Annotated in this window: 11 protein-coding genes; 8 read left to right on the forward strand and 3 right to left on the reverse strand. The window is 70.5% G+C overall.

The window, feature by feature from the left end; genetic code table 11:
* Positions 1 to 3: 3 nt before the first annotated feature.
* The 6 genes from ACZ3HL_RS42645 to ACZ3HL_RS42670 all read left to right on the forward strand — a co-directional run bounded on the left by ACZ3HL_RS42645 (position 4) and on the right by ACZ3HL_RS42670 (position 8,398).
* A complete protein-coding gene (locus ACZ3HL_RS42645; RefSeq protein ID WP_465537541.1) occupies positions 4 to 2,961 on the forward strand; it encodes an ATP-binding protein in 2,958 nt (985 codons plus the stop codon).
* Positions 2,958 to 5,123 (forward strand): magnesium transporter, encoded by a 2,166-nt coding sequence (locus tag ACZ3HL_RS42650; RefSeq protein WP_465416765.1) that lies wholly within the window; start codon positions 2,958 to 2,960, stop codon positions 5,121 to 5,123. Before ACZ3HL_RS42645 ends, ACZ3HL_RS42650 begins: the two co-directional genes overlap by 4 nt.
* A gap of 3 nt (positions 5,124 to 5,126) precedes the next feature.
* Positions 5,127 to 5,723, forward strand: a complete 597-nt coding sequence (locus ACZ3HL_RS42655) for a hypothetical protein (RefSeq protein ID WP_465537543.1) — start codon at positions 5,127 to 5,129, stop codon at positions 5,721 to 5,723.
* A 4-nt stretch (positions 5,724 to 5,727) separates the two neighbouring features.
* Entirely contained in the window at positions 5,728 to 6,726 is a 999-nt protein-coding gene (locus ACZ3HL_RS42660) for a C40 family peptidase (protein ID WP_465416760.1), read from the forward strand.
* Between the two features lie 102 nt (positions 6,727 to 6,828).
* A complete protein-coding gene (locus ACZ3HL_RS42665; RefSeq protein WP_465537545.1) occupies positions 6,829 to 8,166 on the forward strand; it encodes a hypothetical protein in 1,338 nt (445 codons plus the stop codon).
* Between the two features lie 34 nt (positions 8,167 to 8,200).
* Entirely contained in the window at positions 8,201 to 8,398 is a 198-nt protein-coding gene (locus ACZ3HL_RS42670) for a hypothetical protein (protein WP_007035345.1), read from the forward strand.
* 139 nt (positions 8,399 to 8,537) lie between these two features.
* Here ACZ3HL_RS42670 and ACZ3HL_RS42675 read toward each other — a convergent pair whose 3' ends face one another.
* On the reverse strand, positions 8,538 to 9,503 hold the full coding sequence (locus ACZ3HL_RS42675) for an ATP-binding protein (protein WP_465537547.1): 966 nt from the start codon (positions 9,501 to 9,503) through the stop codon (positions 8,538 to 8,540).
* Positions 9,504 to 9,637: 134 nt separating this feature from the next.
* Between ACZ3HL_RS42675 and ACZ3HL_RS42680 the strand changes: the two genes are divergently transcribed.
* Positions 9,638 to 11,047 (forward strand): RNB domain-containing ribonuclease, encoded by a 1,410-nt coding sequence (locus tag ACZ3HL_RS42680; protein ID WP_465537591.1) that lies wholly within the window; start codon positions 9,638 to 9,640, stop codon positions 11,045 to 11,047.
* Complete coding sequence (locus tag ACZ3HL_RS42685; RefSeq protein WP_465537549.1) at positions 11,044 to 11,805, forward strand: helical backbone metal receptor; 762 nt, start codon at positions 11,044 to 11,046, stop codon at positions 11,803 to 11,805. The genes ACZ3HL_RS42680 and ACZ3HL_RS42685 overlap by 4 nt, the downstream gene beginning before the upstream one ends.
* Before the next feature lie 53 nt (positions 11,806 to 11,858).
* Here ACZ3HL_RS42685 and ACZ3HL_RS42690 read toward each other — a convergent pair whose 3' ends face one another.
* Both ACZ3HL_RS42690 and gabT read right to left on the reverse strand, forming a co-directional pair.
* A complete protein-coding gene (locus ACZ3HL_RS42690; protein ID WP_465537551.1) occupies positions 11,859 to 13,289 on the reverse strand; it encodes an aldehyde dehydrogenase family protein in 1,431 nt (476 codons plus the stop codon).
* Positions 13,286 to 14,617 carry a 4-aminobutyrate--2-oxoglutarate transaminase gene (gene gabT, locus ACZ3HL_RS42695; RefSeq protein ID WP_465537553.1) on the reverse strand — a complete coding sequence of 444 codons (1,332 nt, stop codon included), beginning with the start codon at positions 14,615 to 14,617 and terminating at the stop codon, positions 13,286 to 13,288. Before gabT ends, ACZ3HL_RS42690 begins: the two co-directional genes overlap by 4 nt.
* Positions 14,618 to 14,702 lie beyond the last annotated feature (85 nt).

The raw sequence follows: 14,702 nt of genomic DNA on the forward strand, positions 1-14,702 counted from the left end.
TCGTTGTTCGGTCGCGGCGGAAGCCGAGGAAAACGTGATCGAGATCTGCAGCAAGGGGCCTGGCACCCGCCCCAGCAGGTCCGCTCCGCGCAGCCCAAGAAGGCCGGCAAGGGGAGGCGGCTGCCCGGCGAAGCGGCCATACCGTCGTATACCCCGTCGATCGCGGCGCGAAGCATCGACGGGCACCTGTTACGCACCGGTTATGAGGTGTACGCCTGGTACCGGCTCGCACCGCAGCGCTGGTCGTTCCGGTCGGATTCGCAGCGCCGCGACCTGATCGCGGCCATCGCCGGGCAGTACGCGGAGCTCCAGGGCCGCTGGCTGCACCTGCGCGTGACCAACCGGCCGTACCCGATCCGCATGTGGGCCGAGGCCCATGTGCACAACGCCGTCGGCCGTCCTCAGGACGTCCAGGGCGCCTTGTCCTTCGACGACTACCTCATCGGCGAGCAGCAGCAGCTGATGGGCCGTTCGATGGCCGAAAAAGAAGTCTACCTGGGCGTCCAGGTGCAGACCAGGCGGATGATCGACCGCGCCGTCGAAAGCGCCGCCCCGGTGCTGCGCAAGATCCTGCCGGAGGCCGTCGACGCCGAGCTGGCCGCGCTCGACTCCGAGGTCGAGCACCTCGACCAGGTGATCGGCTCCGCCGGGCTCGAAGGCCGTCCGGTGCACGCCGAGGAGATGTCCTGGCTGATGCACCGTTCGTGCTCGCTGGGCCTTCCCGCCCCGCGCAACATGCCCGCCGTCCCCGGCGCGGCCTGGGAGCCCGAGGACCTCGCCAGCTTCACCGACGCGGCGGATTTCCACGCCGAGCCGTACGCGCCGACGGTGACCGTCCGTGGCCGCACCGGGTCGAACGCCGGGGTCTCGCGGCATCTCGCCGTCCTCACCGTCGGCCAGATGCACGGCCTCCAGATCCCCGAGGTGGACGACCCGTGGATCCAGCACGCGGACCGGCTGCCCGCCGCGGTCGAGGTGTCCGCGCGGATCTACGTCCGGCGCCCGGAAGAGGTCGCCGGCGAGCTGCAGCGCCAGATGAACAAGGTGCGCTCGCAGGTCAAGCACTACACCGACGAGCACGAGCTGGAGCCGCCGCAGTCGCTGGCGCGCCAGGCGGGCCGGGTGCTGGAGATCGACGACGAGATGACGTCGGGCTTCACCGCGCTGGCCACCCGGGTGCGGTCGTGGTGGCGGCTCGCGGTGTCCGGGCCGACGGAGCGGGACGCGCTGCGCCTCGCCCAGCAGCTCCTCGACCTCTACAAGCCGAAGATCGCCGTCGAGCATCCCGAGGCCCAGTACGCGCTGGCCCGGGAGTTCATCCCCGGTGAGCCGCTGGCTTCGGCGGCGTACATGCGCCGCGGTTCGGTCGTCTGGGCGGCGTCGTCCGTGCCGACGGCGACGGCCGAGGTGGGCGACCGCCGCGGCATCCTGCTCGGCGAGACCGTGACCGCGACCCGGCGCCCGGTGGCGTGGGACCCGTGGATGGCGCAGGAGATCCGCGACGGTTCCGGGCTGACGGCGATGGTCGCCGGCCTCGGTGGTGGCAAGTCGTTCCTCGGCGGCGGCATCGTCTACAAGACGCTCCGCGCGGGCGCGCACTGGACGATCCTCGACCCCTCGGGCCCGCTGTCGCGCCTGTGCGACCTGCCCGAGCTGCGTCCGTACGCCCGGCCGATCAACCTGCTCAACGCGCAGCCCGGCATCCTCAACCCGTACCGGGTGGTCGCCGAGCCGCAGCTCGAGCACTTCATGGACGAGGACGATCCCGAGCGGTCGTGGCGCCGGGAGAAGGCCCTCGCGGGCGCGACGCGCCGCCGTCTCGTGCTCGACGTCCTCACCGGCGTCCTGCCGTACGAGGTCTCGAGGATGGCGCAGACCCGGATCGTGCTGCTGCGCGCCGTCCGCGCGGTGGGCGGCCGGTTCGACGCCGACCCGGGCCAGGTCATCGACGCGCTGCGTCGCGACTCCAGTGAGCACCACGAGCACGCCGTCGTCGTCGCGGACTTCCTCGACGAGATGCGCGAGCGGATGGCGCTGCTCATCCCGGAGAGCGACGCGGACCCGTATTCCGAGACCCGCGACGACCGGATGACCGTGCTGACCATGGCGGGGCTGACCCTGCCCAAGGACGGCGTCCCGCGCGAGTACTGGACGGACGCGGAATCCCTCGGCGTCGAAATGCTGAACCTCGCCGCGTGGCTGACGCAGCGGTCGGTGTACGAGAAGCCGAAGGAACTGCGCAAGGGCGTCTGGATCGACGAGGCGTTCTTCCTCTCCGAGGTCCCGACCGGTCGCGTGCTGATGAACCGCTTCGCGCGTGACTCGCGAAAGTGGAACGTCCGGGTCCTGCTGTCCTCGCAGATCCCCGCGGACTTCCTGAAGATCCAGGGTTTCGTGGCGCTGCTGGACTCGGTGTTCGTCGGCCGCCTGGACGACGACGACGCCCAGGCCGACGCGCTGCGCCTGCTGAAGGTGCCGGTCGGCGTCGGGTACGAGCAGGTCGTCGCGGCGCTGGGCCGCCGCCCCGGCTCGTCCCGCGATCTGCAGCGGGACGTCGAGCCGCGGCAGTTCATCTTCGGTGACGGCGCCGGCGGCGTGGAGCGGATCCGCGTCGACTTCTCCGGCCCGCACCTGGAGCACCTGCGCCGGGTCATGGACACCACGCCGGGTTCGCCCGACGCCAAACCGTCCAGGCCGGGCAACGAACTCGCCGTCCCGGAGGAGAAGCCGTTCGTGGCTTCGCCGCCGGAGGAGGACGACTTCGAGCTCGAAGAGGACCTCGAGCTCGCGGCCGAACTCGAAGTCGGGCTCACCGACGAGCAGATGCTGGGCGCCCCGGACCCGCTCGCCGCGGAGACCGGTGAGGTCCAGGGCGCCGTCCAAAATGGACATAACGGTAACGGGGGTCAAGGCGAGCACGCGCGCGCCGGCAAGGGTGGCACCGGCAGGGATGCCGCATGAACACGGTGCTCACCCTGGCGTTCGTGCTCGCGTTCGCCGCCGGCTGGCACGCGCTGCGCCGACGGCTCAAAGAGGGGCCGCGGCCCGGCAAGACCAGACCGAGCCGTCGCGCGACGATGTTCGTCGTCATGGTGATCCTGGGCCTGCAGGCCGTGGCGACCGCTCCGGCGGCGTCGGCCGCGGCCTGCGGCGAGGCCCCGAACCCGGAACGGCCGGGCGCGGGCATGGTCGGCGCGCTCGATCCGCCCGCCACCGCTCGCGGTGAAGGCGGCAGCCCGTACAACGTCTACGGGTACGCCGGACACGTCTGGGACACCTTCGAAACCGATTGCTCCCCGCTCGCGGGCATCACCTCGCCCAACTCGACGATCGACACCTGGGCGGGCAATCAGCTGTTCAACATCGGCAAGAACATCGTCGGTGCCACGAACTCGCTGCACTACACCGTGCTGCAGGGGAGCCTGCTCAGCCCGCTGTACAACGCCGTCAAGGCCGGGGCCGAGAAGGTCTACAACAACATCTACGCGCAGCTGTTCGGCTTGGCCGCGCTGATCATGTCGATCATGTTGTTCCGCAACATCTGGCGCGGCGATCTCGCCGCGGTCAGCAAACGGGCGCTGTACGGGCTCGCCGCGGTCTGGCTGGCCGCGTCCTCCTTGGCGCTGCTGAGATTCCTCGATCCGATCGACAACGCGATCGTGCAGACCACGACCAACATTCAGGCCGGGTTCATCGACGAGGCCAAGACCCCGCCGCCGTCCCAGCCGCAGCCGCCCACGGCACAGCCGTGTCAGGCGACGCCGGAGGCCGTGGCCGCGCGCCAGCCGTGGGACCGGGTCCCGACCGAGCTGCATTGCCGGGTCGTCTACGACAACTGGCTCCGCGGCGAATTCGGCAGCCCGGACTCCCCGCAGGCGATCCAGTACGGTCCGGCCCTTCTGGACGCGCGCGCCTTCACCTGGGGCCAGATCCAGCAGGGCGGGGACGCCGACGCCGCGCTGGTCGACTCCAAGAAGGCGGCGTTCAAGGACATCTCCACCAAACTCGGCCCGGCGACCGGGTACTTCACGGGTGAGGACGGCAGCCGCGTCGGCGCCGGTTTCCTTTCGCTGGGCCAGGGGATCTTCTACTCGCTGTTCCAGCTCCTTGCCAAGGCCACGGTGCTGCTCGCGCAGGTGCTGATCAGGATCTTCGTCCTGACGGCTCCGCTGATCGGCCTGATCGCGCTGCTCCAGCCCCAGATCATGCAGCGCATCCTGAAGGTCGTCGGCGCGGTCGCCTTCAACCTCATGGTGCTCTCGGTGCTGGCCGGTGTGCACACCCTCCTGCTGGAGGCGATCTTCACCGCGGGGAATTCGCTGTCCCTGCTGACGAAGATGGTGCTGGCCGCCATCATCACCGTCCTGCTGTTCATGGTCGGCCGTCCCGTGCGGCGGCTGTGGCAGATGGTCGAGATGTCCGTCGGCATGGTCGGCGGCGCGATGCCTTCACCGCGCGGCGGGCTCTTCTCCCGCTTCCGCAAGAAGAACAACGACCCGACCCCGCAGGACGCGTTCTGGCAGAACGTCCGCGACACCGACGACGTCGTCGACGGCGACCTCCGCGGTCCCGTCGGCGCGACGGTCGGCGGCGGGCGGTTCCGGCCCGAGGCGACGATCTTCGCCAGCTCCCAGCGGCTCGACAACGGTTCCGGCGCGATCCGCCCCGCGGCGGCCTGGTCCGGAGCACCGTGGCCGGGTGCCGTCGGCGGTGGTGGCGGCCTGCCCGCGCTGCCGTCCGGCGGTGGCGGGGGCGTTCCCGTGTTCGGCCAGTACAACCCGTCCGCGGGCAATCCCGGCGACTCCATGTTCACCTCCGGCGGGCGGAGCCCGATCCAGGTGCCGAGCCGCCGGGTCGACACCTCGCCGGTCGCCGACCGCCGCTGGAGTGACGAACCCGAACCGGTCGTCGTGCCCTCGCGGATGAACTCCGCGGGCGGCGGTTACACCACTCCGGACTACTCGGGCGCCGTGCCGGTGCAGGCCGGCCCGTCCACGCCGCGCCCTCGTCGCGTCGACCCCGAGGTCGTCGCGGGGAAGCCGGTCTTCGTGCTGTACCGGCCGTCGCGCGGGCTCGAGGTCCGCGAGGAAGTCCGGGACACAGACCACGCAGTGGGCCGGTGACCCATGCCGATCCGGACCAACCGCGGGCGCACCGCGGTCTACCGCAGACTGTGGGGCTGGCCGTTGCGCTCGCCCCGCCACCTCGTCGGCACGCTGGTGATCCTCGCGGTGCTGCTCACCGCGCTGGGCATCCTGCTGCCGAAGGCCATCGGAAAACCGGGACAGACGGCCGCCGGGCCGGGTTCCTCGGCGACAGCCACCTCACGCCCCGGCGTCGCGGCGCCGGTGACCGTGACGTCGACGTTGCCGCCGAGGCTCACCACCCAGCCTCCGCCGTCTTCCGCGCCACCCGACCAGGACGGTGTCCGGGTCGCCAAGAATTGGGTGACGGCATGGGCGAATCATCCCGACGGTACGACGACCGAGCAGTGGCTGAGCGGCTTGCGGCCCTACACCACCGAGGAGTACCTCGCCGGGGAACTGACGACGGTGGACCCCGCGAACATCAAGGCGACCAGGGTGACCGGGGAGCCACAGGTGGTTTCCTCGCTCGCCGGGTCGATGGAGATCGACGTCGCGACGGACGGGCCCAAGGTCCGGGTCACCGTCGTCAAGACGAACCCGGGATGGCGGGTCACCAAGTTCACCCAAGCGGGCTGACCCGATGAAGATCGGGCTCATCGTCGGCGTGCTGATCGCCGCGGTTTTCGCCGCGGTGGTCACCACGAGCACGGTCACCAAGGTGGTGAGCGACCATGTGGAGGCGCAGTCGGGCGGGGTCGTCAAGACCTCCTGCGACGCGTCGATCGGGCCGACCCTGCCCGGGCAGACCGATCGCGGTTCTTCGGACATCAGCAAGCTGGACGAAGAACAGAAGGGGATCGTCGCGCTGATCATCTCGATCGGCAAGCAGCGCACGCTCTCCCCGCGCGCGTGGCAGGTGGCGATCCAGGCCGGGATGACCGAATCCAAGCTGCGGAACCTGACCTACGGCGACCGCGACTCGCTCGGCATCTTCCAGATGCGGCCGTCGATGGGCTGGGGCACCGTCGCGCAGGTCACCGACCCGCCGTACCAGGTCAACAAGTTCTACGACGTGCTGCTCGCGGTGCCGGGCTGGGAGAACATGCGTCCCGGTGACGCCGCCCAGCGCGTCGAGCGCTCCGGTTTCCCCGACCGATACCACAACTGGGAGCCGATGGCGGCGCTCCTCGTGGAGAACGAGGGCCAGATCGTCGACGTCGTCGGCTGCGGTACGAGCGTGGGCAGCGTGGTACCGCCCAGCCAGGCCGCCGCGCAGGCCATCAAGTTCGCCCTCGCCGAACAGGGAAAGCCGTACGTCTGGGGCGCCACCGGACCGAACAGCTACGACTGTTCCGGGCTGATGCTGCGGGCCTACGAGTCGGCCGGGATCATCATTCCGCGGGTTTCGCGTGACCAGTACAAGGGCGGCGCGATGCTGCCGGTGCGGCAGGCGCAGCCGGGTGACCTGCTGTTCCTCGCCACCGTGCCGTCGAACCCGGCGACCATCCACCACGTGATGATGTACCTGGGCGACGGCAAGATCGTCGAAGCGCAGCAGACCGGGGTGCCGGTGCACATCCGCGACTTCTCCTTCGACGAGGCCGAAGTGGTCGCGCAGGCGGTCCGTCCTGGCGTTTAGCATGGTGAGAGCGTGGTATCGCGATCGCGGGACCATCGGATTCACCCGAAGTGGCGGCCTGTCCACCGGCACGCGGCCGCACACTGGCAGAGGATGAAGAACGTGGCACGGAAATTCGGAAGGCGAGGCAAGCCCGCGGCGGGAAGCGGCCCCGAGGTCGATCCCCGCGATCTTTTCGGTACCGCCCAGCCCGCGCGGCAGGTGGCGCGGCCGGCGTCGAGCACTCCGCTCGCCGACCAGCTGAACCAGGGCTGGCCGGGCGTCGATCCCGGTTACGTCGTCTTGCCGCGTTCGCTGGCCGAGGGGATGTCGCTGCCCTGGCAGCAGCAGATGGCCGCCCTGCTGGCCCAGTTCCACCAGGAGAACGCCCGGCTCGCCTGGCCGATCTACCGGGTGGTCCCGTCGCGCTACGAGAAACTCGTCGATCTCGACGAAGAGCAGCTGGCCGAGGCCGGCTACCTGGTCGAGATGGACACCGAAGGCGAGATGATCTACCGCGAGCGCAGCGGACGGAAGGTCGAGGATCCGGCGAACACCACGGTGCTTGTCTCGTGCCTCGACCCGATTCCGAAGCCTGCGCAACGTCAGGCGCCCCCGCCGCCTTCGCAGGCCGCGCCGCCCGCGACCGGGCAGCCTCCGCGAGCCCCGGCGCCGATGAACATCGGGCCCGCGCCGGTGTGGCGCACGGTCACGCCTTCGGGGCCACCGGCGCCGCCGTTGCCGGGCCATCAGGGGGCGCCTGCGCCGCAGGCACCGGCCCCGCAGGCTCCCGCGCCCCAGGCGCCTGGATCCCAGGGTGGCGCGTCTCAGGCATCGGCTCATCAGGCTGCCGCGCCTCAAGCACCGTCCCATCAGGCTCCCGCGCCTCAGGCTGCCGCGTCCCAGGGTGGCGCGTCTCAGGCATCGACCCAGCAGCCTGCCGAGTCTCAGGCACCGGCTCCGCAGGCCCCCGCGCCTCAGACTGCCGCCCAGCAGCCTGTCGCGCCTCAAACATCTGCGTCTCAGGCCGCCGTCCCACAGGCGCCCGTGTCTCAGGCGCCCGCGTCCCAACCGCCGGTGTCCCAGCCGCCGCCTCCGCTGCCCCAGCCCACCCGGACACAACCGCCGCCCGGGAACCACACGCCGCCGCCTCCGCCGGTGAGCGCGCCTCCTTCCACCCCGGAAGCCCCGGCCGCCGCCGCGCCCTCGCAGGCCGAGCCGGAGCCGCCCGTGACGCCGCCGTCGTCGGCTCCTCCGTTGACGCAGCCGGTGTCGCCTCCGCCGGGAATCCCCATGGCGCCCGAACCGGCGACCCCGCCGCGCGGCGTCCCGATGCACCGGGGCTGGTTCGACGAACTCGGCGAGAACGTGCCGGAAAGCTCGAAGGTGGACCAGCCCGAGGGCGGCGAGTTCGGCCCGACCGGCGATCCCACGGAGATCCCCTACCGCTATCGCAAGTGATGACAGGACGTCCGGGTGATGTCAGGCTTGACGTATGTCGAGCGACCCGAACCCGGATCAGGGCTGGTACTTCAACACCAAGACGAACCAGGTCGAGCACCTGGAACGAGGCCGGAGCATCGACCTCCTGGGCCCGTACCCGGACGAGGCGACGGCCCGGCGCGCCCTGGAGATCGCCAAGGAGCGCACGAAGCAGGCCGACGCCGAAGACGCCAAATGGAACGGCGACTGACCCTCGTGAGTGGTTAGGACGGTTCTAACCGTCCGTACCACTCACGAGGCTTGCCACTCAGTGCCAGTGGTGGGCCCGGACCGCGACCAACGCCACCACATCCAGTAGGTACTAGCCGTCCTAACCACTCACGAGCCGGTCAGGCGTCCTGGCGGGCGAGCGCCGGTCCGAGCACGAACTCCGGGTCCACCTGCGCGGTGAGGTCTTCCCCGGCCCGCCCGCTGCCCCACGCCCGCGCGTTGCGGAGGTGGAACTCGACGCCCTGCCGCTGGTAGCGCGCCCAGTCGCGCTGCTCGCCGTCGATGGTCGCGAGCATCGAGCCCAGCGTCGCGAGGTTGTGCGCCTCGAGTTCGCCGATCGGGCGCGCGCGGCCGCGTTCGGCGGCGCGGACGTGCCGCGAGTTCTCCATCCAGCCCAGCAGGGCGTCGCCGACCTCTTCGCGCAGGAACTCGATGTCCTCGTCTTCGGTGACCTTGTTGCCCACGACGACCAGCCGCACGCCGAAGTCGCGCGCGTAGTCGGCGTACTGCCGGTACACGCCGACGCTGCGCACGGTCGGCTCGCACACCAGGAACGTCACGTCGAACCGCGTGAACAGCCCGGACGCGAACGCGTCGGCGCCGGCGGTCATGTCCATGACCACGTACTCGCCCGCATCGTCGACCATGTGGTTCAGCAGCAGCTCCGCCGCTCCGACCTTCGAGTGATAGCAGGCGACGCCCAGATCGTCCTCGTCGAACTGCCCGGTGACGCCGAGCCGCACACCGCCGAACTCGCGGAAGCAGGCGTGGAAGATCGGGTTGTCCTCGAACGGCCGGACCAGCCGCGACCCGCGTCCCGGCGGCGTCGTCTTGATCATCGAGGCGGCGTCCGCGATCCGCGGGTTGTCGCCGCGCAGGTACTCCTTGATCAGGCCCATGTTGTCGCCCAGCGTCGGCCACGCGATGGCCTCTTCCTCGCTCGCGCCGAGCGCGACGGCGAGATGCTGGTTGATGTCCGCGTCGATCGCCAGAACCGGTTTCCCGCCGCCGGCCAGGTACGCGGTGAACAGCGACGCCAGCGTGGTCTTCCCGCTGCCGCCCTTCCCGACGAACGCGATCTTCACGCCACGGCCCTTCCTGTCGTTTTGAAAAGGGTATCGGTTTTCATTTCGGTCCGTAACGTACACCCGACCGGCCCGCACCCGAACGGGCGATCAACGGCGCCGGATCGGGATAGGGTTGGGTGGTGCCTCCACTCGTGATCAGGACACACGCGGCAGGAGGGGACTTCGGTCACCTTCGGGCCGAGTTCTCGCTGCCGGAGTCGTTCGGGCCCGACGTGCTCGCCGAAGCGGAGGCGGCGGTCCTCGACCCGCTCGAGTCGGCGGGGGAACGCGAGGATGCCACCGGTCTGCCCTTCGTCACCATCGATCCGCCCGGCGCCAAGGACCTCGACCAGGCGGTGCTGGTCGAGCGCGCCGAGGGCGGCGGGTTCCGCGTCCACTACGCGATCGCCGACCTGGCCGCGTTCATCCCGCCGGGTGGCGCGCTCGACAAGGAGGCGCGCCGCCGCGGGCAGACGCTCTACCTGCCCGACGGGAACGTCCCGCTTCATCCGCCGGTGTTGTCCGAGGGCGCGGCGAGCCTGTTGCCGGGGGAGACCCGGCCTGCCGTGCTGTGGACCATCGACGTCGACGCGAGCGGCGAGCCGACGGCGACCAACGTCCGCCGGGCGCTGGTCCGGTCCACCGAACAGTTCGACTACGAGACCGTCCAGGCGGCGATCGACGCGGGCGACCCGCATCCCTCGGTCGCCGCGCTGCCGGAACTGGGCCGGCTGCGCCGCGAACTCGCGATCCGGCGCGGAGCGGTCGAGCTGCAGCTGCCGGAGCAGGAGATCAGCGGCGATCCCGACGGGGGCTGGGCGCTGATCCAGCGCCCGCGCAACGACGTCGACGCGTGGAACGCCGAGATCTCGCTGCTCACCGGCATGGCGGCGGCCAAGATCATGATCGGCGCCGGGATCGGGGTCCTGCGCACGCTGCCCCAGCCCGACGCCGAAGCGATCGAATGGCTGCGCCGGTCCGCGCAGGCGCTGAACATCGATTGGCCCGAGGGCGAGAGCGTGTCGGAATTCCTGGCCGCGCTCGATCCCGGCCAGCCCGCGTCCATGGCGCTTTTCGCCGACACCACCAGGCTTTTGCGCGGCGCCGGGTACACCGCGTTCGACGGCGAACTGCCGACGTTGACCACGCACGCCGGGATCGGCGGCGCGTACGCCCACGTCACCGCCCCGATCCGGCGGCTGGTCGACCGGTTCGCCACCGAGATCTGTCTCGCCGTGAGCGCGGGCCGCGAGGTGCCCGAGTGGGTTCGCGCGGCGCTTTCGGAGGTGCCGGAGCAGATGACCGCGTCCGACACCCTGGCGGCGAAGGTCGAACGTGCCTGCATCGATCAGGTCGAGGCCTGGGTCATGGCCGAGCACATCGGCGAGGAGTTCGACGCGATCGTGCTGCGGGCCGACGACGCCAAATCGGAGATCCTGATCGAGAATCCGCCGGTGATGGGCAAGTGCGCGGGCGAGAAGCCGCCCGAAGGCGAGCGGATCCGGGTCCGGCTCACGGCGGTGGACGTCGACAAGCGGAAACTGTCCTTCGAGCGCGCATGATCGACGATCTCGGCGAAGTGGTCCCGCTGCGCGAACCGGCGTCGCGGGTGGTGTCGCTCGTGCCGTCGCTGACCGAGGCCGTCGAGGTGAGCGCGCCGGGAAGGCTCGCGGGCGCCACGGACTACTGCACCCATCCGGTGGATCTGGACGTCCCGAGGGTGGGCGGCTCGAAGTACCCGGACGTGGACGAGGTGCTGGAACTCGAGCCGGATCTGGTGCTGGCCAACTCCGAGGAGAACCGGCCGGAGGACGTGGAACGCTTACGCGCCAACGGGGTCCCGGTCTGGGTGATGGAGGCGTCGGCGACCGTGCCCGGCGCGCTAGCGTCGATCCGGCGGATCCTGACGCAGGCCTACGACCTCGCCGAACCGGATTGGCTGGTCGAGGCGGAGGAGATCTGGCGGGAGACGCTGCCGGAGCGCTTCCGCGCGGTCGTGCCGGTCTGGCGGAAGCCGTGGATCGTGCTCGGCAGGGACACCTTCGGCGGTGACGTCCTGCATCGCGTCGGGATTGGCAACGTCTACGCGGACCACGAAGAGCGCTACCCGCGCCCGAAGCTCGACGAGCTCCAAGCGCGCTTCGCGGCCGGAGACGCGAACCTCCTCGTGCTGCCCGACGAGCCCTACGAGTTCACCGCGGACGACGGCCCCGAAGCGTTCCCCGGCGCGAAGCACGTCCTGGTCTCCGGGCGCTATCTGACCTGGTACGGCCCTTCGCTCGTCGAAGCCCACGCCCACCTCACGCATTTAGTCCTCTGAATGCGGTAGTTCGCGACGCGAACCAGCGCATCCAGAGGACTAAATGCGGGTCGTCAGAGGGTGAGACCGGTCAGGACGGTGACGCGTTCTTCGGTGAAGTCCGCCATCGCCGACGCGGGGCCTTCGCGGCCGACGCCGGAGTCCTTCACCCCGCCGTAGGGCATCTGGTCGGCGCGGAAGCTCGGCACGTCGCCGATGAGCACACCGCCGACACGCAGTTTGGCGGACACGTCGAACGCCGTCGGCAGGTCACGCGTGAAGACTCCCGCCTGAAGGCCGAAGCGCGAGTCGTTGATCCGGCGCACACCGTCGTCCACCGACTCCACCCGCGTGATCGACACGACCGGCCCGAAGACCTCGTCGGCCATCACCGACGCGTCCTCCGGCACGTTCGCGAGCACCGTCGGCTCGACGGTCGCGCCGTCACGCTTGCCGCCGGTCAGCAGCTCGCCGCCCGCGTCGACCGCGGCCTCGATCCACGATTCCACCCGGGAGGCGGCCGCGGTGTTGATCAGCGGCCCGACGTCCACGCCGTCCGTCCGCGGGTTGCCGGTCCCGAGCGCGCGCACCTGCTCCAGCACCTTCGCCTGGAGCTCGTCGTAGACGTCGGCGTGCGCGTACACGCGCTGCACCGAGATGCACGACTGACCCGCCTGGTACATCGCGAACGTCGCGATCCGCTGCGCCGCGAAGTCCAGATCCGTCCAATCAGGACAGACGAGCACCGCCGCGTTGCCGCCGAGTTCGAGCGCGACGTGCTTGCGCGGCACGCTGTCCCGGATACCCCAGCCCACCGGCACGGAACCGGTGAACGACACGACCGGCAGCCGCGGGTCCGAAACCAGCTTGGCCGATTCCTCGTTGCTCACCGGGAGAATCGACCAGCTCCCGGCGGGCAGGCCGGTCTCGGCGAGGATTTCGCCGAGCAGCAACGCGGTCAGCGGCGTCGCGGGCGCGGGCTTGAGCACGATCGGCGCGCCGACCGCGATCGCGGGCGCGACCTTGTGCGCCACCAGGTTCAGCGGGAAGTTGAACGGTGTGATGCCCAGCACCGGACCCTTCGGGACGCGGCGCACGAGCGCGAGCCGCCCGGTGCCACCCGGGTCGGTGTCGAGGCGCTGCAGGTCACCGGAGAACCGGCGGGCTTCTTCGGCGGCCCAGCGGAACGTCGACGCCGCGCGCCCGACCTCGCCGCGAGCCCACTTCAGCGGCTTGCCCGACTCGGCGGTGATCAGCTGTGCCAGCTCTTCGGACCGCTCACCCAAAACTCGGGACACGTGGTCCAACGCGCCCGCCCGGACGTGTGCGGGCAGTGTCGCGAACTCGTCGGAGACGTCGTACGCCGCCTGCACGGCGGTCTCGATGTCCGAAGTGGACGGAACGTGGTGCGCCCCGGCCTCGCTCCCGTCGAAGGAGTGACGGACGACGACGGTCTCGTCGTTGGTGACCGGCTTTCCGGCTACCCAGAAAGGAAATGTGGTCACTTGGCGGCCTCCGTACGGACAGCGTGCTCGAGGACGGTCAGGCCCTCGTCGAGCAGTTCGGTGGACAGGGACAGCGGCGGCAGCAGGCGGACGACGTTGCCGTAGGTGCCGCAGGTGAGGACGACGACGCCCGCCTGGTGGCAGGCCTGCGCGACCCGCCTGGTCAGGTTGGCGTCGGGTTCCGTGGTGCCGGGCTTCACGAACTCGGCGGCCAGCATCGCGCCGCGGCCGCGGACGTCGCCGATCACACCGGTCTCCTCGGCCAGCGTGCGCAGCCGCGGCAGAAGCGCGTTTTCGATGCGTTTCGCCGAGGCCGCGAGGTTCTCCTGGCGCATGATCTCGATCGAGCCGAGCGCCGCGGCGCACGCGATCGGGTTACCGCCGTAGGTTCCGCCGAGCCCGCCCGGGCCGACGGCGTCGAGCAGTTCCGCGCGGCCGGTGACGGCGGCGAGCGGCAGACCGCCCGCGATGCCCTTGGCGGTGGCGATCAGGTCGGGGACGACGTCTTCGTGCGTGGACGCGAACCACTCGCCGGTGCGGCAGAAGCCGGTCTGCACCTCGTCGGCGACGAACACGACACCGTTTTCGGTGCACCAGCGGGAAAGCGCGGGCAGGAACCCGGGAGCGGGCTCGATGAAGCCGCCCTCACCCTGCACCGGCTCCAGCACGACGGCGGCGACCTGGTCGCCGCCGATCTGCTTCTCGATGCGGTCGATGGCGATCCGCGCGGCCTCGGGGCCGGACAGACCGTCGCGGTACGGGTACGAGCCGGGAACGCGGTAGACCTCGGGGGCGAACGGGCCGAAACCGTGCTTGTAGGGGATGGACTTCGCGGTCAGCGCCATCGTCAGGTTGGTACGGCCGTGATAGGCGTGGTCGAAGACGACGACGGCCTGACGGCCGGTCGCGGCGCGGGCGATCTTCACCGCGTTCTCGACGGCTTCGGCGCCGGAGTTGAACAGCACCGAACGCTTCTCGTGGGTGCCCGGCGTCAGCTTGTCGAGTGCTTCGCACACCTCGACGTATCCCTCGTACGGCGTGACCATGAAACACGTGTGCGTGAACCGGCCTGCCTGTTCGCGAACGCGGTCCACGACGGCGGGGGCGGCGTGGCCGACGTTGGTCACCGCGATACCGGAACCGAAGTCGATCAGGACGTTGCCGTCGGCGTCGGTGAGCAGGCCGCCTTCGGCCGAGGTGACGTAGACCGGCAGCACCGAACTCACTCCCGCGGCTACGACGGCGGCGCGTCGTTCCTGCAGGGCGCGCGAGGCGGGGCCGGGGATCTCGGTGCGCAGCCTGCGCTGGGTTTCGGTGGTGACGGTCACGGCCAGACTCCTGCGGACGCGAGGGACGGGGTCGCCCTCCAGGATGGGAGCCCGCCCGGCCCACGTCAGCTCGACATCTTGTCGA

This window comes from Amycolatopsis sp. NPDC000009 (genome assembly GCF_055563465.1).

Bases quoted from the DNA above. Each gene is read 5' to 3' on its own strand.
- ACZ3HL_RS42650 (WP_465416765.1), top strand. From the start codon at position 2,958: ATGAACACGGTGCTCACCCTGGCGTTCGTGCTCGCGTTCGCCGCCGGC.
- ACZ3HL_RS42670 (WP_007035345.1), top strand. From the start codon at position 8,201: ATGTCGAGCGACCCGAACCCGGATCAGGGCTGGTACTTCAACACCAAG.
- ACZ3HL_RS42660 (WP_465416760.1), top strand. From the start codon at position 5,728: ATGAAGATCGGGCTCATCGTCGGCGTGCTGATCGCCGCGGTTTTCGCC.
- ACZ3HL_RS42685 (WP_465537549.1), top strand. From the start codon at position 11,044: ATGATCGACGATCTCGGCGAAGTGGTCCCGCTGCGCGAACCGGCGTCG.
- ACZ3HL_RS42655 (WP_465537543.1), top strand. From the start codon at position 5,127: ATGCCGATCCGGACCAACCGCGGGCGCACCGCGGTCTACCGCAGACTG.